This is a genomic window from Pseudomonas syringae (genome assembly GCF_002157375.1).
Taxonomy (GTDB): Bacteria; Pseudomonadota; Gammaproteobacteria; order Pseudomonadales; family Pseudomonadaceae; genus Aquipseudomonas; species Aquipseudomonas syringae_T.
In genome coordinates this window covers 163,534-186,142 of the sequence record NZ_MTSA01000013.1, presented here as the reverse complement: position 1 = coordinate 186,142, position 22,609 = coordinate 163,534, and the positions used below count along the sequence as shown (strand labels likewise).

Sequence of the window (22,609 nt, the reverse complement as noted above, 5' to 3'; positions counted from 1 at the left end):
CGGGCAGCTAGCTGGCCATGGCGAGGCGATTACGGCCTTGGCGCTTTGCGACGTATAGCGCATTGTCAGCCCGGCGCAGCAGGCTGTCGGCGGTTTCTGTCGACAGCAGCGTCGAACAGCCCAGGCTGACGGTCATGGTCAGCGTTGGATCGAGTTCCTGGAACTCAAGATTCCGTACCGCTTGACGCAAGCGCTCGCCGATCAGCTCAGCGGCATCGGCGCCGGTATTCGAAAGAATCACGACGAACTCTTCCCCGCCGTAGCGGAACACCCGGTCAATATTGCGCAATTGCACTTTCAGGCTCTGTGCGACGGTTTTCAGCACGTCATCGCCAGTGTAATGCCCGTATTCATCATTCACTTTCTTGAAGTGATCGATGTCCAGCATGAGCAGCGAAAGCGGCTGTTTGTGGCGCCGCGAGACTTCTATTTCCCGGGCCAGACTCTGATCCATCGCGATACGGTTGCCGGTATTGGTCAACGAGTCGCGAAGTGCGCTTTGAGTGGCGATGCGGTACAGCAATGCATTGAGCAGCGGGTACAGCAGGCAGACCAGCAAGGATTCAAGGTCGCTCAGCTGCCGGGTGTCGAAAGGCCGGGCGCATTGAAACTCCAGCTCGCCGATGAATGTGCCTTCGTGGCGCAGGTGGAAACTGGCGCTGTTGGATGACATTTCGCCCAGTCGCAGGTGCAAGTCACTCTCGACGTGCCGATAAATCAGACCGCTCAATGGCAGGAACCGCTGCACGCCCTGAAAGAACAGGGTCAGTATCCGCTCTGCTTCCAGGCTGGTCTGCAGTTGACGCCCAAGCTGATAAACCAGCTCGGGCAGTGACGGGGGTGGAAGTACAGCGTCGGGTCGATTTCGAAAGCCAAGGCGTTGCAATTCAGCCGTATCGAAATCGATTGCATGGGTCTGGGTAGGAAAATTCATCTCTTCGCTCCTCAGCACATATTGCTGGCTTGGCTGGGTTAGAGGGGACGTGTTGCCATTCGGTTCATTTTTGACCAGACATATTAAAATCAGTGGTTTAGCTGACGTCAGCTCTCTGACAGTGATGAATTTTCGGCAAATACTTGGCTTTAAGAGGGGCCGAAAACGATGCTCGTGACAGTTTTCTGTCACGAAAGCACCGGAAGGTTTCAGCTCATTGGGCGTTCAGTGCCTGGCCATTGATGCCCTTGCTGTCAGCCCCCATGAGATACAGGTAGACCGGCATGATGTCCTCGGGCGTGGGGTTGTCCAGAGGGTTTTCGGCGGGGTACGCCTGGGCGCGCATGCCGGTGCGCGTGGCGCCGGGGTTGATGCTGTTGGCGCGCACGGCCGTCACACCTTCAAGTTCATCTGCCAGGGTTTGCATCAGGCCTTCGGTGGCGAATTTCGATACACCGTAGGCGCCCCATTGCGCGCGCCCCTTGCGACCGACGCTGCTGGAGGTGAAGGCCACCGAGGCGTCTTCCGAGCGTTTGAGCAGCGGCAGCATTGCATGGGTCAGCATGAAGGTGGCGTTGACGTTGACGTGCATGACCTGCATGAAGTCTTTGCCGGACAGCTGCTCAAGCGGTGTACGAGGACCGATGATCGATGCGTTGTGCAGCAGGCCGTCGAGACGACCGAACTCGTTCTCGATCATGTTCGCCAGCTCCTGATAATGACGGGGGCCGGCGATTTCCAGATCGAACGGTATGACCACCGGTTTTGGCTGGCCCGCCGCTTCGATCTGGTCGTACACCTCGGAAAGGCTGGTTTCGGTCCTGCCCAGCAGCAGGACAGTCGCCCCATGAGCGGCGTAGCTTCTGGCAGCCGCCGCGCCAATGCCGCGACCGGCGCCGGTAACCAGGACGATCCGGCCTTTGAGCAGATCCGGGCGAGCGGAATAATCAAACATGAAGGGCCTCTTTCAGCGGTGGTGGGGTCAGCAACTGCACAAGGCGCTGTCCAGCACCTTGCGCAACTCCAGCGGGTGATCGACCACAACGTCGGCGCCCCAGTGATCGGGGTTGTCGTCGGGGTGGATGTAGCCGTAGCGAACGGCGGCGGTTTTGGTGCCTGCGTCCCGTCCGGACTCGATATCGCGCAGGTCGTCACCCACGAACAGGACGCTGGCCGGGTCCAGGTCCAGCATCTTGCAGGCCAGAATCATCGGTTCCGGGTGCGGCTTGCTGTGCGTGACGTGGTCCGGGCAGATCAGCACGGCCGAGCGTTCGGCCAGTCCGAGCTGTTGCATGATCGGTTCTGCGAAGCGAACCGGCTTGTTGGTCACCACGCCCCAGATCAGGCCGGCTTTCTCGATGTCGGCCAGTAACTCGTCCATGCCGTCGAACAGCTTGCTGTGGGTCGCGCAGTCGCGCTGATAACGCTCCAGAAACTCCACGCGCAACGCTTCGAATGGCGGGGCGTCGGGCGACAGGGCGAAGGCCGCTGCGACCATCGCTCTGGCGCCGCCCGAGATTTCATCGCGGATCAGTTTGTCCGGCACGGCAGGCAGGTCGCGGTCTGCCAGCATCGCCTGGGCAATGGCGATGAAATCCGGCGCGGTGTCGAGCAGGGTGCCATCCATGTCGAACAAAACTGCTCTCAAGCGCATGTTTTATGCCTCCCGCAGGGTGTGGATCATGTAGTTGACGTCGACATCGGAGGCCAGTTTGTAATGCTTGGTCAGCGGGTTGTAGGTCAGGCCGATGATGTCCTTGACCTGCAGACCTGCGTCACGGCTCCAGGCGCCCAGCTCGGAAGGGCGGATGAATTTCTTGAAGTCGTGGGTGCCGCGCGGCAGCAGGCCGAGAATGTATTCGGCACCGATCACGGCGAACAGGTAGGCTTTCGGGTTGCGGTTGATGGTCGAGAAAAACACCTGACCACCCGGCTTGACCATGCGGTAGCAGGCACGAATGACCGAGGAAGGGTCCGGCACGTGCTCAAGCATTTCAAGGCAGGTCACGACATCGAACTGCTCGGGCATTTCTTCGGCCATGTCTTCGGCGGTGATCTGTCGATACTCGACGCTGACGCCTGACTCCAGTTGGTGCAACTGCGCCACAGCCAGGGGCGCTTCGCCCATGTCGATGCCGGTGACCGTAGCCCCGCGCAGCGCCATCGCCTCGCTCAGAATGCCGCCGCCGCAACCGACGTCCAGCACCTTCTTGCCCGCCAGGCTGGCACGCTCGTCAATCCAGTTGACGCGCAACGGGTTGATGTCATGCAGCGGCTTGAATTCGCTTTCGCGGTCCCACCAGCGATGGGCAAGGGCCTCGAATTTGGCGATTTCTGCACGGTCGACGTTGCTCATGGATGTCCCTCTTGAACTCAATATTCGTTTTCATCAGTCTGGTTATAGATAAACCAGACCGGCATGTGTTCGGTCCGGATTGAATTATTCGGCCTTACCGGAAATACGCTGACCCCAAGCAATGGCGGTATCGCGCAGCGCGTGCTCGTCCATTCGGGTCAGGCGGCCGTTGTCGAGCAATGGTTTGCCCGCCACCCAGACATGGCTCACGCAATCGCGGCCAGTGGCATATATAAGCTGTGACACCGGGTCATAGATCGGTTGCTGGGCCAGCCTGGACAAGTCGAAGGCGACCATGTCCGCCGCCTTGCCGAGTTCCAGCGAGCCGGTCTCGTCCTGCAAGCCCAGCGCGCGGGCGCCGTTCAGGGTGGCCATGCGCAAGGCCCTGTGGGCATCCAGTGCGGTGGCCGACCCGGCGACCGCTTTGGCCAGCAGCGCCGCCGTACGGGTTTCGCCGAGCAGATCCAGGTCGTTGTTGCTGGCCGCGCCATCGGTGCCCACTGCAACGTTCACACCGGCCTGCCAGAGTCGTTCCACCGGGCAGAAGCCGCTGGCCAGCTTGAGGTTGGATTCGGGGCAATGAATGACGCTGGAGTTGCTTTCCACCAGCAGTTCCAGGTCGTCATCGCTGATCTGCGTCATGTGTACGGCCTGAAAGCGCGGGCCAAGCATGCCCAGGCGATTGAGCCGGGCGAGGGGGCGTTCCTGATGCTGCTCGACGGCTTGTTCGACCTCAAAGGCCGTTTCGTGGACATGCATCTGGATCATGGCGTCCAGTTCGTCGGCGATGACCCGGATCTTTTCCAGGTTTTCATCGCCTACGGTGTAGGGGGCATGGGGGCCGAAGGCAATCTTGATACGCGGATGATGGGCCAGGTCGTTGAACAGTTCGATACCGTTATGCAGCGCTTCATCGGCGGTTCGGGCGCCCGGAATCGGAAAGTCCAGCACAGGTACGGTGATTTGCGCGCGCATGCCGCTGAGGTGGACGCGGTCCGCGGCGACCTTCGGGTAGAAATACATGTCGGAGAAACAGGTAATGCCGCCCTTGAGCTGCTCGGCGATGGCCAGATCGGTGCCGTCGCGCACGAAGTCGGCATCGACCCATTTGCCTTCGGCGGGCCAGATGTGACCCTGCAGCCAGGTCATCAGCGGCAGATCGTCGGCCAGCCCGCGAAACAGCGTCATTGCGGCGTGGCCGTGGGCGTTGATCAGGCCGGGGCTGAGCAACATGCCGGGCAGCTCTTGCACCTGCAAGGCTTCGTGGCGCAATGCCTCGGCCCGCGGGCCGATGTAGGCGATGCAGCCGTCGCGAATGCCGATGCCGTGGTCCTTGAGTACCACGCCTGCGGGCTCGACCGGCACCAGCCAGGTGGGCAGGAGCAACAGGTCGAGCGGTGGCGTGGCGTTCGGCATGAGAAGGTTTCCAGAGCTTATTACGTTGATGACGAAGTATACCCGAGCGTCTTCGCAGACGGCTCGCTATAATCAGCAGCTTTTGATGCTGGGTTTCGGATGTTCAAGATGGAGTTGGCGATGCGCGATCGACTGTTGGCTGCGGAGAAAGTGAAGGCCATCGATTGGCGGGACGACGCTCTGTACCTGCTGGATCAGCGGGTGCTGCCGTTCGAGGAAGTCTGGCACCGTTACACCACCGCTGCCGGGGTCGCCGAAGCGATCCGCACGATGGTGGTGCGGGGTGCGCCGGCTATCGGTATCAGTGCCGCCTATGGCGCTGTACTGGGTGCCCGCGCGCGTATTGAAGAAGGTGGCGACTGGTACCCGGCGCTGGAAGAAGACCTGCAATTGCTGGCCGATTCGCGGCCGACTGCGGTCAACCTGTTCTGGGCATTGAACCGGATGCGGGACCGGCTGATGCGGGTCAAGGACGGGGACAACCCTCTGGTGGCGCTGGAGGCCGAGGCCGTGGCCATTCATTTGAGCGACCGCGAAGCCAACCTGACCATGGCGCAATTGGGTGCTGACCTGATTCGCAGGCATCAGGGCAACCTTCAGACCGTGCTGACCCACTGCAATACCGGGGCACTGGCCACAGGCGGCTTCGGCACGGCGCTGGGCGTGATCCGCGCTGCGCACCTTGAAGGCATGATCGAGCGGGTCTACGCCGATGAAACCCGGCCCTGGCTACAGGGTTCGCGGCTCACGGCCTGGGAGCTGGCCAATGAAGGCATTCCCGTCACCCTTAATGCAGACTCCGCCGCCGCGCACCTGATGCGCACCAAAGGCATCACCTGGGTGATCGTCGGCGCGGATCGCATCACCGCCAATGGCGACGTGGCGAACAAGATCGGCACGTATCAGCTCGCCGTGGCCGCCATGCATCACGGCGTACGTTTCATGGTGGTGGCGCCGAGTTCGACCATCGACATGGAAATGGCCAGTGGCGATGACATCATCATTGAAGAGCGCGACGGTCGCGAACTGCTTGAGGTCGGCGGTCAGCGTGTCGGTGCCGAAGTCGAGGCCTTCAATCCGGTATTCGATGTGACGCCGGCAGACCTGATCGACGCCATCGTGACCGAAAAAGGCATTGTCGAGCGACCTGACACGGCGCGCATGGCGCAATTGATGAGCCGCAAACACCTTCATTGATCAACGCACCGTGTGCGCCGCCGTGTGGCCAAAGCGGCTGCGCGGGCCTGTAAGCGTCTCTCAGGCGACTTATGCGTCGGTGGCTCGCTTTCAGCGCCTGCAAAGGATGTGAGCGCCTCGGCGATTGTGGTAACATCCGGCGGTTTCCGGGGACACTGACAGTGGTCGCCCACGCTGCGTAGATTCATGGCATAACTCGTTGATTTGTCGTAAGTCGCTGCCCTGCAAATGCTGGCAGCGGCGAGCTTCGTACACCCCGAATGGGTTTACGAGGTTTCACCAGAAAAAGGAATCAGGCTTCTCATGGGCGAACTGGCCAAAGAAATCCTCCCGGTCAATATCGAAGACGAGCTGAAGCAGTCCTACCTCGACTACGCAATGAGCGTAATCGTCGGTCGAGCACTGCCCGATGCGCGCGACGGCTTGAAGCCCGTGCATCGGCGCGTGTTGTTCGCAATGAGCGAGCTGGGTAACGACTGGAACAAGCCGTACAAGAAATCCGCCCGTGTGGTTGGTGACGTGATCGGTAAGTATCACCCGCACGGCGACACGGCCGTGTATGACACCATCGTCCGGATGGCTCAGCCTTTTTCGCTGCGCTATCTGCTGGTAGACGGTCAGGGCAACTTCGGTTCGGTCGACGGCGACAATGCGGCGGCCATGCGATACACCGAAGTGCGCATGACCAAACTGGCTCACGAGCTGCTGGCCGACCTGCACAAGGAAACCGTCGACTGGGTGCCGAACTACGACGGCACCGAAATGATCCCTGCGGTCATGCCGACCCGTATTCCCAACCTGCTGGTCAACGGCTCCAGCGGTATCGCCGTGGGCATGGCGACCAACATCCCGCCGCACAACCTCGGTGAAGTCATCGACGGTTGCCTGGCGCTGATCGACAACCCCGAGTTGACGATCGACGAACTGATGCAATACATCCCTGGCCCGGACTTCCCGACGGCGGCGATCATCAACGGTCGCGCCGGCATCATCGAAGCCTACCGCACCGGTCGTGGACGCATTTACATGCGTGCCCGCTCCATCGTCGAGGACATCGACAAGGTCGGCGGCCGCCAGCAGATCGTCATTACCGAGCTGCCTTACCAGTTGAACAAGGCGCGTCTGATCGAAAAGATCGCCGAGCTGGTCAAGGAAAAGAAACTCGAAGGTATCACCGAGCTGCGCGACGAGTCCGACAAGGACGGTATGCGCGTGGTCATCGAGCTGCGTCGTGGCGAAGTGCCTGAGGTCATTCTCAACAACCTCTATGCCCAGACCCAGCTGCAAAGCGTTTTCGGTATCAACATCGTTGCCCTGATCGACGGTCGCCCCCGTATCCTGAACCTCAAGGATCTGCTGGAAGCGTTCGTCCGTCACCGCCGCGAAGTGGTCACCCGCCGTACCGTGTTCGAGCTGCGCAAGGCGCGTGAGCGTGGGCATATCCTTGAAGGCCAGGCCGTTGCGTTGTCCAACATCGACCCGGTCATTGCCCTGATCAAGGCCTCGCCGACGCCTGCCGAAGCCAAGGAAGCGTTGATCAAGACGCCTTGGGAATCCAGCGCCGTGGTCGAAATGGTCGAGCGTGCCGGTGCCGATTCGTGCCGCCCCGAGAACCTCGATCCGCAATACGGCTTGCGTGACGGCAAGTATTTCCTGTCGCCGGAACAGGCTCAGGCGATTCTGGAACTGCGTCTGCACCGTCTGACCGGTCTGGAGCATGAAAAGCTGCTGGGCGAATATCAGGAAATCCTGACCCAGATCGGCGAGCTGATCCGCATCCTCAACAGCGCCACGCGCCTGATGGAAGTGATCCGCGAAGAGCTGGAACTGATTCGCTCCGAATACGGCGATGCGCGTCGCACCGAGATTCTCGATGCGCGCCTGGACCTGACGCTGGGTGATCTGATCACCGAAGAAGAGCGCGTCGTGACTATTTCCCACGGCGGCTATGCCAAGACCCAGCCATTGGCGGTCTATCAGGCGCAGCGTCGCGGCGGCAAGGGCAAGTCGGCCACCGGCATCAAGGATGAGGACTACATCGCTCACCTGCTGGTCGCCAACAGCCATACCACGCTGCTGATGTTCTCCAGCAAGGGCAAGGTGTACTGGCTCAAGACCTACGAGATTCCGGAAGCGTCCCGCGCTGCCCGTGGTCGTCCGTTGGTCAATCTGTTGCCGTTGAGCGACGGTGAGTACATCACCACCATGCTGCCTGTCGATCTCGAAGCCATGCGCAAGCGTGCCGACGAAGAAGGCGAAGCCCTTGAGGGCGAGCTGGACGACGCGGAAAACAGCAACGAAACCGAAGAAGAGCGTAAGGCCCGCATCAAGGCCGCCGACAAGAAGAAGGCTCCGTTCATCTTCATGTCCACCGCCAACGGCACCGTCAAGAAGACCCCGCTGGTGGCGTTCAGCCGTCAGCGCAGTGTCGGCCTGATTGCACTTGAGCTGGACGAAGGCGACATCCTGATTTCGGCCGCCATCACCGACGGCGAACAGGAAATCATGCTGTTCTCCGACGGCGGCAAAGTGACCCGTTTCAAGGAGTCCGACGTTCGCGCCATGGGTCGTACCGCTCGCGGCGTGCGCGGCATGCGTCTGCCGGAAGGGCAGAAGCTGATTTCGATGCTGATCCCCGAAGAAGGCAGCCAGATCCTCACCGCTTCCGAGCGCGGCTATGGCAAGCGCACGGCTATTTCCGAGTTCCCGGAGTACAAGCGCGGCGGTCAGGGTGTCATCGCGATGGTCAGCAACGAGCGGAACGGTCGTCTGGTCGGCGCGGTTCAGGTGCTTGATGGCGAGGAAATCATGCTGATCTCCGACCAGGGCACACTGGTACGAACCCGCGTCGGTGAGGTCTCCAGTCTGGGCCGTAACACTCAGGGCGTGACCCTGATCAAGCTGGCCAGCGACGAGAAACTGGTCGGGCTTGAGCGTGTTCAGGAACCATCGGAAGTCGAAGGCGAAGAGCTGGAGGGTGAAGAAGCTGTTGACGGCTTGACCGCAGGTGTCATCGATGCGGACGTCGACGAGGCAGGTGAAGACCTGCAGGCCGATGCTGCGCCGGATGAAGACGACTCGCAGAACTGAGTGGTAACGTCAATCAGGTAAGGGCTGGCTCGTCTGTGATTGCATCTGCATCGCCGGCAAGTCCAGCCCTTGCGGCATTCGGCCCGCCTGAGTCGGATCGGAATTCCTGTCACGGGCGCTCAGCCCGTGATGCAGCATCCAGAAACAAGCGCGTACAGACCCAACGTATTTGACGAGAGTGGATATGAGCAAGCGAGCCTTTAACTTCTGCGCAGGTCCTGCTGCGCTTCCTGAAGCTGTTCTGCTGCGTGCCCAGGCGGAGCTCCTCGACTGGCACGGCAAAGGCCTGTCTGTCATGGAGATGAGTCACCGCAGTGACGAGTTCGTCTCCATCGCCACCAAGGCCGAGCAGGATCTGCGCGACCTGCTGTCCATTCCTTCTAATTACAAGGTGTTGTTCCTGCAAGGCGGCGCCAGCCAGCAGTTCGCACAGATTGCCTTGAACCTGCTGCCCGAAGGCGGCAAGGCCGACTACATCGACACCGGTATCTGGTCGCAGAAGGCTATTGAAGAAGCGTCGCGTTATGGCGCAGTCAACGTTGCCGCCAGCGCCAAGGCCTATGATTACTTCGCCATCCCCGGCCAGAACGAATGGAAGCTGTCCAAAGACGCGGCCTACGTTCACTACGCGCCGAACGAGACCATCGGTGGCCTGGAATTCAACTGGATTCCGGAAACCGGTGACGTGCCGCTGGTCGCCGACATGTCTTCGGACATCCTCTCGCGTCCAGTGGACATTTCACGCTTCGGCATGATCTACGCCGGTGCCCAGAAAAACATCGGGCCGAGCGGTATTGTGGTCGTGATCATTCGCGAGGACCTGCTGGGTCGTGCGCGATCGTTGTGCCCGACCATGCTCAACTACAAGGTCGCTGCCGACAACGGCTCGATGTACAACACGCCGCCAACCCTGGCCTGGTACCTGTCAGGGCTGGTCTTCGAATGGCTGAAGGAGCAGGGCGGCGTCGAGGCGATTGGCAAGCTCAATGACATCAAGCAGCGCACGCTGTATGACTTCATCGACGCCAGCGGGCTGTACAGCAACCCGATCAACAAGCCGGACCGTTCGTGGATGAACGTGCCGTTCCGCCTGGCCGACGACCGCCTCGACAAGCCTTTCCTGGCGGGCGCCGACGCGAATGGCCTGCTCAACCTGAAAGGCCATCGTTCGGTCGGTGGCATGCGCGCCTCCATCTACAACGCGGTCGATATCAATGCGGTCAATGCATTGGTGGCCTACATGAAAGACTTCGAGAAGGAGCACGGCTGATGTCCGAGCAAGAACTCAAGGCGCTTCGCGTCCGTATCGACAGCCTCGATGAAAAGGTCCTGGAACTGATCAGCGAGCGTGCCCGCTGCGCCCAGGAAGTGGCCAGGGTGAAAATGTCCTCGCTGGCCGAGGGCGAAGTGCCGGTGTTCTATCGTCCGGAGCGTGAGGCAGCGGTCCTCAAACGCGTCATGGAGCGTAACCGTGGGCCGTTGAGCAACGAGGAAATGGCGCGTCTGTTCCGCGAGATCATGTCTTCCTGTCTGGCTCTTGAGCAGCCGCTGAAAGTGGCTTACCTCGGCCCGGAAGGCACGTTTACTCAGGCTGCGGCCATGAAGCACTTCGGGCATGCGGTCATCAGTCTGCCGATGGCGGCCATCGACGAAGTGTTCCGCGAAGTGGTCGCCGGTGCCGTGAATTTTGGCGTGGTCCCGGTGGAAAACTCCACCGAAGGCGCAGTCAACCACACGCTGGACAGCTTTCTTGAGCACGACATGGTCATCTGTGGCGAAGTCGAGCTGCGCATTCACCACCACTTGCTGGTGGGCGAGAGCACCAAGACGCAAAGCATCTCGCGTATCTACTCCCATGCCCAGTCGTTGGCCCAGTGCCGCAAATGGCTGGATGCTCACTATCCGAACGTCGAGCGGGTTGCCGTTGCCAGCAATGCCGAGGCGGCCAAGCGGGTAAAGGGCGAGTGGAACTCGGCGGCTATCGCCGGCGACATGGCCGCAGGTCTGTATGGTCTGACCCGGCTGGCGGAAAAAATCGAAGACCGCCCGGACAACTCCACGCGCTTCCTCATCATCGGTAATCAGGAAGTCCCGCCTACCGGCGATGACAAGACCTCGATCATTGTCTCGATGAGCAACAAGCCGGGCGCGCTGCATGAATTACTGGTGCCGTTCCACGAAAGCGGTCTGGACCTGACCCGTATCGAAACCCGCCCGTCGCGCAGTGGCAAGTGGACCTACGTGTTCTTCATCGACTTTGTAGGGCATCACCAGGATCCGCTGGTCAAGGCCGTGCTGGAGAAAATCAGCAGTGAAGCCGTGGCCTTGAAGGTGCTGGGTTCTTACCCGAAAGCGGTGCTTTGAGGGTGTGGCACATGATCCGTTCGTTTTCTGCCCAGCCGGGCTGTCAGGTGTGTTCGCGTGGTTGATGTGATTTCAGAACAGCCTGCCCGGCCGGTGATCGGTCGGCTGGTGGTGGTAGGTCTCGGGTTGATCGGCGGCTCCTTTGCCAAAGGCGTGCGCGAGAGTGGTCTGTGCCGTGAAGTGGTCGGCGTTGACCTTGATCCGCAGTCGCGCAGGCTGGCAGTCGAACTGGGTGTTGTAGATCGCTGCGAGGCCGATCTGGCGGTGGCCTGTTGCGGTGCTGACGTGATTCAGCTGGCCGTGCCGATTCTGGCGATGGAAAAGTTGCTCGCACTGCTCGCGCCACTGGACCTGGGCAGCGCCATCCTGACCGATGTCGGCAGCGCCAAGGGCAATGTGGTCCGCGCTGCGCGCCAGGCGTTCGGTCGGATGCCGTCGCGCTTTGTGCCGGGGCATCCGATAGCCGGGTCCGAGCAGAGCGGTGTCGAAGCCTCCAATGCTGCCTTGTTCCGGCGGCACAAGGTCATTCTGACCCCGTTGGCTGAAACCGATCCGCACGCGGTGGCCGTCGTCGATCAGTTGTGGTCCGTGCTGGGCGCCGACGTTGAGCACATGCAGGTCGAGCGTCACGACGAAGTGCTGGCTGCGACCAGCCATCTCCCGCACCTGCTGGCGTTCGGTCTGGTGGAGTCGCTGGCAAAGCGTAACGAAAACCTCGATATATTCAGGTACGCTGCGGGCGGCTTTCGTGACTTCACACGGATTGCAGGCAGTGATCCGACCATGTGGCATGACATCTTCATGGCCAACCGCGAGGCGGTACTGCGCACGCTGGACACCTTTCGCAGTGACCTTGATGCCCTGCGCGATGCGGTGGATGCAGGCGATGGTCCGCAGTTGCTGGACGTCTTCACGCGTGCCCGTGCGGCTCGCGAGCATTTCGGCAGGATTCTCGCCAACCGGGCTCGCGTAGATACCGTGCCTGGCGATCAGCAGGATGTCCGCATCAGGTCCGGGGATGGCGTCAGTCACCGTATAAAAGGCCCGGTCGATGTTACGTCCGCGGTACTGTTTCTGGTCGCCACGTCGATCAGCGAAGGGTGTGACTTGTTGCTGGAGGATGTCGGCGTCAGCGCTGCGTGTGAGGGTGCCATTGATATCCTGCGCCTGATGGGCGGGGACATCGTCCTGCAAAATGTTCGTGTCCTGGCGGGCGAAACGGTTGCGGACCTGCATGTGCGTTCGGCCAGGCTGAAAGGTGTCGATGTGCCGGAAGCGCTGGTGCCGCTGGCGATCGACACGTTTCCTGTGCTTATGGTTGCCGCAGCGTGCGCGGAAGGGCGTACCATTCTGCGCGGCGCACAGGCGCTGCAAGCTGGTGAGACAGAATGCATCAGGCTCATGGCCGACGGGTTGCTGGCCCTCGGCCTGGAGGTCGAGCCGGTGCTGGATGGCATTATTATCGAAGGCGGTATGCCCGGTGGCGGCGAGGTTGATGCTCGCGGTGATCAGCGTATCGTCATGGCGTTTCGTGTTGCATCGTTGCGGGCTTCGGCGCCCATCCGTATTCAGAACGGTGCGGATGCCGCCACAGTGTTTCCCCATTTTCTGGCGCTGTGCGCTCAAGTCGGCATGCGTGTAGCGCAAGAGGACAAAAAGTGAAGATCAAACCCCCGGTTATTACCATCGACGGACCTAGCGGTTCGGGAAAAGGCACCGTTGCCGGATTGCTGGCCAGAAAGCTTGGTTGGTGCCTGCTTGATTCCGGTGCCCTTTATCGCTTGCTGGCCTTCGCCGCGCGCAATCACGGTGTGGACCTGACCAACGAGGAAGCACTCAAGCTCCTTGCCGCTCATCTGGATGTTCAGTTCGAGGCGACTAAAGAAGGGCAGGGGCAGCGCATCATCCTTGAGGGTGAAGACGTCACTCAGGCCATTCGCAATGAACTGATCGGCAGCGGCGCTTCGCAAGTGGCTTCATTGCCGGCTGTACGCGATGCCCTGCTGTTGCGCCAGCGCGCTTTTCAGGAAGAGCCCGGCCTTGTCGCCGACGGTCGCGACATGGGAACGGTCGTGTTTCCGGACGCACCGCTGAAGGTATTCCTCACCGCGAGTGCCGAGGAACGTGCGCGTCGACGTTACTTGCAGTTGAAGGCCAAGGGTGATGATGTTAGTCTGTCGAGTCTGCTAGATGAGATATGTGCGCGCGACGAGCGCGACACCCAGCGAGCGGTAGCACCGCTGAAGCCGGCGCATGACGCCATACAGCTGGATTCCACCGAGTTGTCCATCGAGCAGGTGCTTGAACGCATTCTGAGCGAAATCGCACTCCGCGATATTGCCGGGTGACGAAGAAGCATGTGGGAGACCAGTCATAGTCCCGCAGGCTTTCTTTTACTTGAACGAAACCCACGTTGTCTGGAGCGTGGCAGATGGGCGTATTCTTCGCCCTTGATCAACAGGAATTAAAATGAGCGAAAGCTTTGCAGAACTTTTTGAAGAAAGCCTAAAGACCCTCAACCTTCAGGCCGGTTCGATCATCACCGCTATCATCGTGGATATCGACTACCAGGCTGGTTGGGTTACGGTTCACGCCGGTCTGAAATCTGAAGGCCTCATCCCGCTGGAACAGTTCCACAACGACGCTGGCGAGCTGACCATCAAGATCGGCGATGAAGTTCACGTTGCGCTGGACGCGGTCGAAGATGGCTTTGGCGAAACCAAGCTGTCCCGCGAAAAAGCCAAGCGTGCCGAGTGCTGGATCGTTCTGGAAGCGGCTTTCGCAGCTGAAGAAGTGGTCAAGGGCGTTATCAACGGTAAGGTTAAAGGCGGCTTCACTGTCGACGTTAACGGCATCCGTGCGTTCTTGCCTGGTTCTCTGGTTGACGTCCGCCCTGTGCGTGACACGACTCACCTGGAAGGCAAAGAGCTCGAGTTCAAGGTCATCAAGCTGGACCAGAAGCGCAACAACGTTGTCGTTTCCCGTCGCAGCGTCCTGGAAGCCGAGAACAGTGCCGAGCGCGAAGCTCTGCTCGAGTCCCTGCAGGAAGGCCAGCAAGTCAAAGGTATCGTCAAGAACCTCACCGATTACGGCGCATTCGTCGATCTGGGTGGCGTCGATGGCCTGCTGCACATCACCGACATGGCCTGGAAGCGTATCAAGCATCCATCGGAAATCGTCAACGTTGGCGATGAGATCGATGTAAAGGTCCTGAAGTACGATCGCGAGCGCAATCGTGTTTCCCTGGGTCTGAAGCAACTGGGTGAAGACCCGTGGGTCGCTATCAAGGCTCGTTACCCGGAAAGCACTCGCGTCACCGCGCGTGTAACCAACTTGACCGACTACGGCTGCTTCGCAGAGCTGGAAGAAGGCGTGGAAGGCCTGGTACACGTTTCCGAAATGGACTGGACCAACAAGAACATCCACCCTTCGAAAGTCGTTCAGGTTGGCGACGAAGTGGAAGTCATGGTTCTGGACATCGACGAAGAGCGTCGTCGTATCTCCCTCGGCATCAAACAGTGCAAATCCAACCCATGGGAAGATTTCTCTGGCCAGTTCAACAAGGGCGATAAAATCTCCGGCACCATCAAGTCGATCACCGATTTCGGTATCTTCATTGGTCTGGACGGCGGCATCGACGGTCTGGTTCACCTGTCCGACATCTCCTGGAACGAAGTGGGCGAAGAAGCCGTACGTCGCTTCAAGAAGGGCGACGAGCTCGACACTGTGATCCTGTCGGTTGATCCTGAGCGTGAGCGTATCTCGCTGGGTATCAAGCAGCTGGAAAGCGATCCGTTCTCCGAGTACGTCACTGTCAATGACAAGGGCGCTATCGTTCGCGGTATCGTTAAAGAAGTTGACGCCAAAGGCGCCATCATCACCCTGGCCGACGACATCGAAGCGACCCTCAAAGCCTCCGAAATCAGCCGTGACCGCGTTGAAGACGCGCGTAACGTTCTGAAAGAAGGCGAAGAGATCGAAGCCAAGATCATCAGCGTTGACCGCAAGAGCCGCGTAATCAGCTTGTCCATCAAGTCGAAAGACGTTGAAGACGAGAAAGAAGCAATCCAGAGCCTGCGTAGCAAGCCTGAAGTTGCTGAAAGCACTGGTCCAACCACCATTGGTGACCTGCTGCGCGCGCAAATGGAAAAACAGAACTAAGTTCTGCTTGACCACAAAAAGGGCGACTTCGGTCGCCCTTTTTTATGCCCGTCCTTCACGCCTCGCGGTCTTCAATCTCGCCGCTTTGTCGCCTACCACTTTGGTTGTAAAACCCCTCCAGCAGCCTCTCAGGCCTTGTCAGTTCATTGCAGGGTCAGGCGTTTCTTGGCTGTAACATGGCTGTAAACGCTTTGTGCCTGGTTGGGACCTCTGAACATAAGTCAATACATGGGCTGTTCAAATTCATCCGGTCATGCTAAAACCTTCGGAGCGCTGATCTAGCTGCTTGAAAAAGAAGGGAAAAATATGACGAAGTCGGAGTTGATCGAACGAATTGTCACCCATCAAGGGCTGCTCTCATCCAAGGATGTAGAGCTGGCTATCAAGACCATGCTTGAACAAATGTCTCAGTGCCTTGCAACCGGTGACCGAATCGAGATTCGGGGTTTCGGCAGCTTCTCTCTGCATTACCGCGCACCGCGGGTAGGGCGTAACCCGAAGACCGGGCAGTCAGTCAGCCTTGACGGCAAGTTTGTCCCGCATTTCAAGCCGGGCAAAGAGCTGCGAGACCGGGTTAACGAAGACGAAGAAGAGGGCTTTTAAAGCCGTCCACCAAAGGGTTATCAGATGCGTATCTTCAAACGAGTCATTTTGATCGTCGCCGTTTTGTTCGTTGCTTTGGCAACAACCGTGTTTGTACTTGAAAACCGGCAATCTGTTGCCGTGAACCTGTTTGGCTGGTCGGCGCCCGAGCTCCCTTTGGCTTTGCCCGTGGTGCTTGCGCTGCTCTTGGGCATGCTTATCGGTCCGTTTTTGGCGTGGATCGCAAGCTTTCGTAAAAAACGTACGTCTTCCGCTCGTTCCATCTGAGCCGAGCCGGTCAGGCGTCGTCGGTTGCAGACCTGACGACGTGATCTTGCATCTTTTCGATTTCTCCTCCTCTCGATAGAACGGCATGTGGCACTTTCGTGTCAGGCTGCTTTCCAACAATATCGTCTCCTGTTTATTCCAAAATCTTACTTATAATACTGTAGGTCTATTCCTATGTTAGATGGGTAGATTTTACTGTGATGTGTAGGAATATTCCCTTTCTAAAGCAGGGTGCCCGTTCTAAAGGCGTATCCGGTTATATTGATGCTCGGCCACAATTTCAGTTGCTGTAACAGCGCTGTGTCAAGTCTTGAAAATAAGTTGTTCGCGTTCAGAATGCGCCGAAATTTACGGTCCAGACCTGATGCCGGATTGTGGCAATCACCCGATTCAGGATGGCAACAAAAGGTACTTGCATGTCTTATCCTGAAATCATTCACCACGGCGCCATCGATACGGTCACGGGTTCGTGTCATCAACTGCGGATGGATGTGTCGAGCAGTCTGTTGATCGACTGCGGCGCGGTTCAGGAGCGTGGAGGGCGTGGTGAGGCAGTGTCGTTTGCATTCGATCCAGAGGTCATCAGGGCGCTTCTGGTGACACATGTACGCGTCGATCATGTCGGGCGCATTCCCGAGTTGCTGGCATCGGGTTACAAGGGGCCGATACTGTGCAGCGAGCCCAGTGCTCATCTGCTGCCGTTGGTCATGGAAGACATGCTGAAAATCGGTTTCGCTCATGATCCCGAACGGATCGGGCGTTACCTGGACATCATCAACAAGCGGATCATTGCGCTGCCGTTCGATAACTGGTTCAGCCTGATCGACCGCGAATCGCTGCATTGCAAGGTTCGCTTGCAGCGGGCGGGGCACATTCTGGGTTCTGCGTACGTGGAATGCGATCTGCATTACCCGCTGGAGGGGCGTTCCACACGCGTGGTTTTTTCCGGAGATCTGGGCGCCAGTCATACGCCATTCCTGCCTGCGCCAAAGCCTCCCGAGCGCGCGGACATCCTGGTTCTGGAAAGCACGTATGGCGATCGTCTCCATGAAGATCGCAGCACCCGCCAGCAAGGGCTCGAGCGCATCATAGACAAGGCGCTGGAAGACAATGGCACGGTTCTGATTCCGGCGTTCAGCATCGGTCGCACCCAGGAATTGCTCTATGAGCTGGAGGACATTCTGCGCCGCAAGATGCTGCTGAATCATGCTGACGAGGGTTCTGCAGGCCCTGACGGTGGCGACGTTCTGCCTGGGGACTGGTCGCGGTTGCCGATCATTCTCGATTCACCGCTGGCCAGTCGTTTCACGAAGGTCTACCAGGCATTTGAAGACTATTGGGACGACGATGCCCGGCTTCGGTCTGGCGTCGGAAGAAAACCGCTGGGCTTCGACCAGTTGATCGGTATCGATACCCATGAACAGCACCTGCGCACCGTCAATTACCTCGCCAGCACGGCACGTCCCGCTATCGTCATTGCCGGCAACGGTATGTGTGCAGGAGGCCGGATCGTCAATTACCTGAAAGCCATGCTGGGCGACCGTCGGCATAATGTGGTGTTCGTCGGTTACCAGAGCAAGGGGACGCCAGGCGCGGCCATTCAGGCGCACGGTCCGCTGGGGGGGTATGTCGAACTGGATCGCGAGCGTTTTGATATTCGTGCCGGCATTCATACTGCCAAAGGTTATTCAGCTCATGCTGATCAGGCCGAGCTTGTCGAGTTTGTCACGGGCATGAAAGAGTGGCCCGCGCAGCTCCGTCTGGTGCATGGCGAAGCCAGTGCCAAAAAGGTGCTGGGGAATATTCTGGCTCGCAAATACGCCCTTGAAAAACAAACCGTGGAACTCATCATCCCCTGACAGGTTTCTTTATAGTCTGGCGTACTTGGTTATTGAGTGAGCATGCCGAGGGGTTTAATCGTTCAGTGCCTGTGCAGCGGTGTTGTGAAACATGCAGCGAGAGAAGTACTCAAACAGGTTGAAAATATTTTAGTTGTCAAAAAGCGTCGCATAAGGAATATTTGCCCGATTTGGAAAGGCGTTCTTGCATGAGCGGTAATGTTGCATTGGTTGCAATAACAGGTGCGACGGGTTTCGTGGGCAGCGCGGTGGTTCGTCAATTGATTGAGCGTACCGATTATCTGATGAGGGTCGCCGTGCGGCGTGCAAGCGTATATGAACGCCCTGCGCAGCGTATTGACGTCGTCCAGGTGGCGTCTCTGGCGCCGGATAATCAATGGACGGACTTTGTCAGGGGTGCGCAGGTTGTCATTCATTGTGCCGCTCGCGTTCATGTGCTCAATGAAACCGCCTCCGAGGCAGACCAAGAGTACTTTCGTGCCAATGTTACCGCCACCTTGAATCTGGCGGAGCAAGCTGCAGCGGCGGGAGTGAAGCGGTTCATCTTCCTCAGCTCCATCAAGGCCAATGGTGAGATGACACTTGCGCATGCGCCGTTCAGGGCCGACGACGCTTGCAATCCGCTGGATGCCTATGGCGTTTCCAAGCAAAAAGCCGAGGAAGGGCTGCGGGCGTTGTCTGACCGTACCGGCATGGAAGTTGTGATCATTCGTCCGGTTCTGGTCTATGGCCCCGGGGTCAAGGCCAACTTCAAGAGCATGATGCGATGGCTCGACAAGGGTTTACCGTTGCCGCTCGGCGCCATTGATAATCGCCGCAGCCTGGTGGCCGTGGAAAATCTGGCTGATCTGGTGACGCGTTGTGTCGATCACCCTGCGGCGGCGGGGCAAACATTCCTGGTGAGTGACGGTGACGATCTGTCCACCAGTCGGCTCTTGCGCGAGATGGCCAAGGCCCTCGGAAAGCCGGCCCGCTTGTTGCCTGTTCCCGTCAGCGTATTGAAAGGGGCGGCGGCATTGCTTGGCAAGCGTGCGTTTTCACGACGTTTATGCAGCTCATTGCAGGTCGACATCCGTAAAACCTGTACGATGCTGGATTGGCATCCACCTGTGAGTGTTGAACACGCCATGCACGACACGGCTCGCTATTATCTGGAACATGACAAGCATGATTGAAGGGTTGTCAGTCATTGTCATTGTGCTCCTTTCTCTGGTCCTGACGGCGTTGCTGCGCAAGTACGCCCTGGCCAGAAGCTTGATGGATGTGCCCAATGCACGCAGTTCGCATTCCATTCCCACCCCCCGTGGGGGAGGCGTTGCCATTGTCATCGCCTTTCTCGTGGCCGTGTCGATACTGGCATGGGTCGGGCATCTGTCGGCGGCGTCCCTGATTGCCATCATTGGCTCGGGAGGCTTGGTCGCAGTGGTCGGTTTCATGGACGATCATGGGCATATCGCTGCACGCTGGCGCCTTCTGGGCCATTTTTTGGCTGCCGGCTGGGCCTTGTTCTGGCTGGACGGGCTTGCTCCGCTCACTATCATGGGCTGGAGCTTCAACCCGGGGCCAATCGGTCAGGTGCTTGCCGCGTTCTATCTGGTGTGGATGTTGAACCTCTACAACTTCATGGATGGCATCGACGGAATAGCGGGCGTAGAGGCTGTGACCGTGTGCCTGGGCATGAGCGTCATCTATGCGTTAAGCGGTCATATCGGATTGTCCTGGGAATCGCTGCTGCTGGCCGCCGCTGCCGCCGGTTTTCTCTGCTGGAACTTCCCTCCGGCAAAAATATTCATGGGTGATGCCGGCAGTGGCTTTCTGGGCATCGTCCTCGGATTGCTATCCATTCAGGGTTCCTGGGCGTCACCTCAGCTATTCTGGTGCTGGCTGATCCTGCTGGGGGTCTTTATCGTCGATGCGACCCTGACGCTGATACGCCGACTGCTGCGTGGAGAGAAGGTCTATGAAGCCCATCGGAGTCACGCTTATCAGTTCGCTTCACGGGATTATGGCAGGCACTCGCCCGTCACCCTGGCCGTCGGAGCGATCAATCTGTTCTGGCTCCTGCCTGTTGCAATGTGGGTGGCGCTGATGGGAGGAGACGGGCTGACATGGACGGCAATTGCCTACGTACCGCTGATTATCCTGGCCCTCAGGTTCAGGGCGGGTGAGGCGGAAAGGATGTAACGAAGCGGTTTTCCGGCTGTCTCAGAAACGTAGTGGGTTTTCAGATGCCGGTTTCCAGCGATGTTCAACCGGTAGCATAACGGAGCATTAAATAATTGATGAGCAGGTTGCGGTCCAGTTTGCTGGCGTTACCCCGCCGTAAAAAACGGATAATTCAGGTGGCTGCCGATGTGCTTCTCGTCTGGCTGGCCCTGTGGATGGCGTTTGTCGTGCGACTGGGTATCGACGAGCTGATCAATCCGCTGGAGAAACACACCTGGCTGTTCATCAGCGCGCCGCTTGCCGCTATCCCGTTGTTCATCCGTTTTGGCATGTACCGTGCGGTCATGCGGTATTTCGGCAACGACGCCCTGATCGCGATCATCAAGGCTGTCACGATGTCATCCCTGATCCTGGGGTGCATGGTTTACGTCTACAGCAATCATCAGCAACTGGTCCCGCGCTCGGTCATCTTCAACTATTGGTGGTTGAGTCTGGTCATGATCGGCGGTCTGCGTCTGGCCATGCGTCAATATTTTCTCGGTGACTGGTTTGCGGCAGCGCAGCATGTGCCCTTTGCCAAAAGCGACAATGGCCTGCAAAAAGTGGCCATCTACGGTGCTGGCGCTGCTGGCAACCAGTTGGTCGCTGCCTTGCGCATGGGGCGCCTGATGCACCCCGTGGCGTTCATCGATGATGACGAGTCGATCTCCAACCGGGTGATTTCAGGTCTTCAGGTCTACAAGCCACGAAACATCCAGCGAATGATCGATTCAACCGGCGCTCAGGAGATCCTTCTGGCGATTCCGTCGTCGTCGCGTGGGCGCCGTCGGGAAATTCTCGGCTTTCTGGAAGGCTTCCCGCTCCACGTACGAAGCGTTCCCGGTTTCATGGACCTGGCGGCCGGAAGGGTGAAGGTGGACGACCTTCAGGAAGTCGATATCGCTGACCTTCTGGGGCGCGATTCGGTGCCTGCCCGGGAAAATCTGCTGGAGCATTGCATCAAGGGCAAGACGGTTCTGGTTACGGGGGCCGGTGGTTCGATCGGTTCCGAGTTGTGTCGGCAAATATTGCTGCTGCAGCCAACGCAACTGCTGTTGCTGGACCACAGTGAGTTCAATCTTTACAGCATCCTCTCCGAGCTGGAGCAGCGTTCGGCCCGCGAATCGCTTTCGGTCAAATTGCTGCCTATTCTCGGTTCGGTGCGCAACCATCCGAAACTGCTGTCGATCATGAAAACCTGGAAGGTCGACACGGTTTACCATGCGGCTGCCTACAAGCATGTGCCGATGGTCGAACACAACATTGCCGAGGGCGTGATCAATAACGTTGTCGGTACGCTCAATACTGCCCAGGCGGCCTTGCAGGCGGGGGTTTCCAACTTTGTCCTGATCTCCACCGACAAGGCGGTCAGGCCGACCAATGTGATGGGCAGTACCAAGCGTCTCGCCGAGCTGATACTGCAAGCGTTGAGCCGCGAAACGGCACCGGTGATTTTCGGGGACAAGGCCAATGTGTATCAGGTCAACAAGACCCGCTTCACGATGGTTCGCTTCGGCAATGTGCTTGGCTCTTCGGGGTCGGTGATCCCGCTGTTTCACAAACAGATTCAGTCAGGCGGACCGGTGACGGTTACTCATCCCAAGATTACCCGCTATTTCATGACCATCCCGGAGGCCGCTCAACTGGTCATTCAGGCCGGATCAATGGGCCATGGCGGTGACGTATTCGTTCTGGACATGGGCGAGCCGGTCAGGATCATCGAGCTGGCGGAGAAGATGATTCACCTCTCCGGTCTGGCCATTCGGTCCGAGAAAAACCCCCACGGCGACATCTCCATCGAGTTCACCGGGTTGCGTCCAGGCGAGAAACTCTATGAAGAACTGCTGATCGGCGACAACGTCGTGGCCACCGAACACCCGATGATCATGAGTGCGAATGAAGACTACCTGCAATGGGATGTGCTGAAGGGGCGTCTTACAAAACTGCTGGATGCTGTTGATCGGGACGATTACAACACGGTTCGTCAGTTGCTGCGTGAGACCGTCAACGGGTATACGCCGGAAGGTGAGATCGTTGACTGGATGTATCAGGAACGCAGCGGTGAAACCTGATGGCCGCTGTTTTTATTGAGGCTGATCACGCGCAGACACACGCTGTTTGATGTGGAAACAGGCCGCAACGCTCCGTTTCTTCTCT

General features: G+C 58.7%; 18 protein-coding genes. 13 read left to right on the top strand and 5 right to left on the bottom strand.

Annotated features, from left to right (window positions below):
- Positions 1 to 7 precede the first annotated feature (7 nt).
- The 5 genes from BW686_RS18010 to BW686_RS17990 all read right to left on the bottom strand — a co-directional run bounded on the left by BW686_RS18010 (position 8) and on the right by BW686_RS17990 (position 4,706).
- Positions 8 to 934, bottom strand: coding sequence for a GGDEF domain-containing protein (locus tag BW686_RS18010; protein ID WP_084918878.1), 927 nt, complete (start codon positions 932 to 934; stop codon positions 8 to 10).
- A 214-nt stretch (positions 935 to 1,148) separates the two neighbouring features.
- Positions 1,149 to 1,889, bottom strand: a complete 741-nt coding sequence (locus BW686_RS18005; protein ID WP_084918877.1) for a YciK family oxidoreductase — start codon at positions 1,887 to 1,889, stop codon at positions 1,149 to 1,151.
- A gap of 27 nt (positions 1,890 to 1,916) precedes the next feature.
- Positions 1,917 to 2,588 (bottom strand): N-acetylmuramic acid 6-phosphate phosphatase MupP, encoded by a 672-nt coding sequence (gene mupP, locus BW686_RS18000; protein WP_084918876.1) that lies wholly within the window; start codon positions 2,586 to 2,588, stop codon positions 1,917 to 1,919.
- A 3-nt stretch (positions 2,589 to 2,591) separates the two neighbouring features.
- Complete coding sequence (gene ubiG, locus BW686_RS17995) at positions 2,592 to 3,290, bottom strand: bifunctional 2-polyprenyl-6-hydroxyphenol methylase/3-demethylubiquinol 3-O-methyltransferase UbiG (protein WP_084918875.1); 699 nt, start codon at positions 3,288 to 3,290, stop codon at positions 2,592 to 2,594.
- Positions 3,291 to 3,374: 84 nt separating this feature from the next.
- The gene (locus tag BW686_RS17990; protein ID WP_084918874.1) at positions 3,375 to 4,706 is read right to left on the bottom strand and encodes a TRZ/ATZ family hydrolase; all 1,332 of its coding nucleotides are present in this window, start codon (positions 4,704 to 4,706) and stop codon (positions 3,375 to 3,377) included.
- A gap of 120 nt (positions 4,707 to 4,826) precedes the next feature.
- Here BW686_RS17990 and mtnA point away from each other — a divergent pair, with 120 nt between their 5' ends.
- The 13 genes from mtnA (at position 4,827) to BW686_RS17925 (ending at position 22,524) form a co-directional block, all read left to right on the top strand.
- Entirely contained in the window at positions 4,827 to 5,903 is a 1,077-nt protein-coding gene (gene mtnA / locus BW686_RS17985; RefSeq protein WP_084918904.1) for an S-methyl-5-thioribose-1-phosphate isomerase, read from the top strand.
- Positions 5,904 to 6,206: 303 nt separating this feature from the next.
- The gene (gene gyrA / locus BW686_RS17980) at positions 6,207 to 8,993 is read left to right on the top strand and encodes a DNA gyrase subunit A (RefSeq protein ID WP_084918873.1); all 2,787 of its coding nucleotides are present in this window, start codon (positions 6,207 to 6,209) and stop codon (positions 8,991 to 8,993) included.
- A 184-nt stretch (positions 8,994 to 9,177) separates the two neighbouring features.
- Complete coding sequence (serC, locus tag BW686_RS17975; protein ID WP_084918872.1) at positions 9,178 to 10,263, top strand: 3-phosphoserine/phosphohydroxythreonine transaminase; 1,086 nt, start codon at positions 9,178 to 9,180, stop codon at positions 10,261 to 10,263.
- Complete coding sequence (gene pheA / locus BW686_RS17970; RefSeq protein ID WP_084918871.1) at positions 10,263 to 11,357, top strand: prephenate dehydratase; 1,095 nt, start codon at positions 10,263 to 10,265, stop codon at positions 11,355 to 11,357. The genes serC and pheA overlap by 1 nt, the downstream gene beginning before the upstream one ends.
- Before the next feature lie 57 nt (positions 11,358 to 11,414).
- Positions 11,415 to 13,019: a prephenate dehydrogenase/arogenate dehydrogenase family protein gene (locus tag BW686_RS17965; protein ID WP_084918870.1), complete on the top strand. Its 1,605-nt coding sequence runs from the start codon at positions 11,415 to 11,417 to the stop codon at positions 13,017 to 13,019.
- Complete coding sequence (cmk, locus tag BW686_RS17960) at positions 13,016 to 13,705, top strand: (d)CMP kinase (protein ID WP_084918869.1); 690 nt, start codon at positions 13,016 to 13,018, stop codon at positions 13,703 to 13,705. Before BW686_RS17965 ends, cmk begins: the two co-directional genes overlap by 4 nt.
- Before the next feature lie 121 nt (positions 13,706 to 13,826).
- Entirely contained in the window at positions 13,827 to 15,518 is a 1,692-nt protein-coding gene (gene rpsA, locus BW686_RS17955; RefSeq protein WP_002554562.1) for a 30S ribosomal protein S1, read from the top strand.
- Between the two features lie 306 nt (positions 15,519 to 15,824).
- Positions 15,825 to 16,121 (top strand): integration host factor subunit beta, encoded by a 297-nt coding sequence (ihfB, locus tag BW686_RS17950; protein ID WP_002554561.1) that lies wholly within the window; start codon positions 15,825 to 15,827, stop codon positions 16,119 to 16,121.
- 24 nt (positions 16,122 to 16,145) lie between these two features.
- Entirely contained in the window at positions 16,146 to 16,388 is a 243-nt protein-coding gene (locus BW686_RS17945) for a lipopolysaccharide assembly protein LapA domain-containing protein (protein WP_084918868.1), read from the top strand.
- A gap of 416 nt (positions 16,389 to 16,804) precedes the next feature.
- Positions 16,805 to 18,247 carry an MBL fold metallo-hydrolase RNA specificity domain-containing protein gene (locus BW686_RS17940; RefSeq protein WP_084918867.1) on the top strand — a complete coding sequence of 481 codons (1,443 nt, stop codon included), beginning with the start codon at positions 16,805 to 16,807 and terminating at the stop codon, positions 18,245 to 18,247.
- A 188-nt stretch (positions 18,248 to 18,435) separates the two neighbouring features.
- A complete protein-coding gene (locus BW686_RS17935) occupies positions 18,436 to 19,422 on the top strand; it encodes a UDP-glucose 4-epimerase family protein (protein ID WP_084918866.1) in 987 nt (328 codons plus the stop codon).
- A complete protein-coding gene (locus tag BW686_RS17930; protein WP_084918865.1) occupies positions 19,415 to 20,431 on the top strand; it encodes an MraY family glycosyltransferase in 1,017 nt (338 codons plus the stop codon). Before BW686_RS17935 ends, BW686_RS17930 begins: the two co-directional genes overlap by 8 nt.
- 98 nt (positions 20,432 to 20,529) lie before the next feature.
- Complete coding sequence (locus BW686_RS17925; protein ID WP_084918864.1) at positions 20,530 to 22,524, top strand: polysaccharide biosynthesis protein; 1,995 nt, start codon at positions 20,530 to 20,532, stop codon at positions 22,522 to 22,524.
- Positions 22,525 to 22,609: the final 85 nt, after the last annotated feature.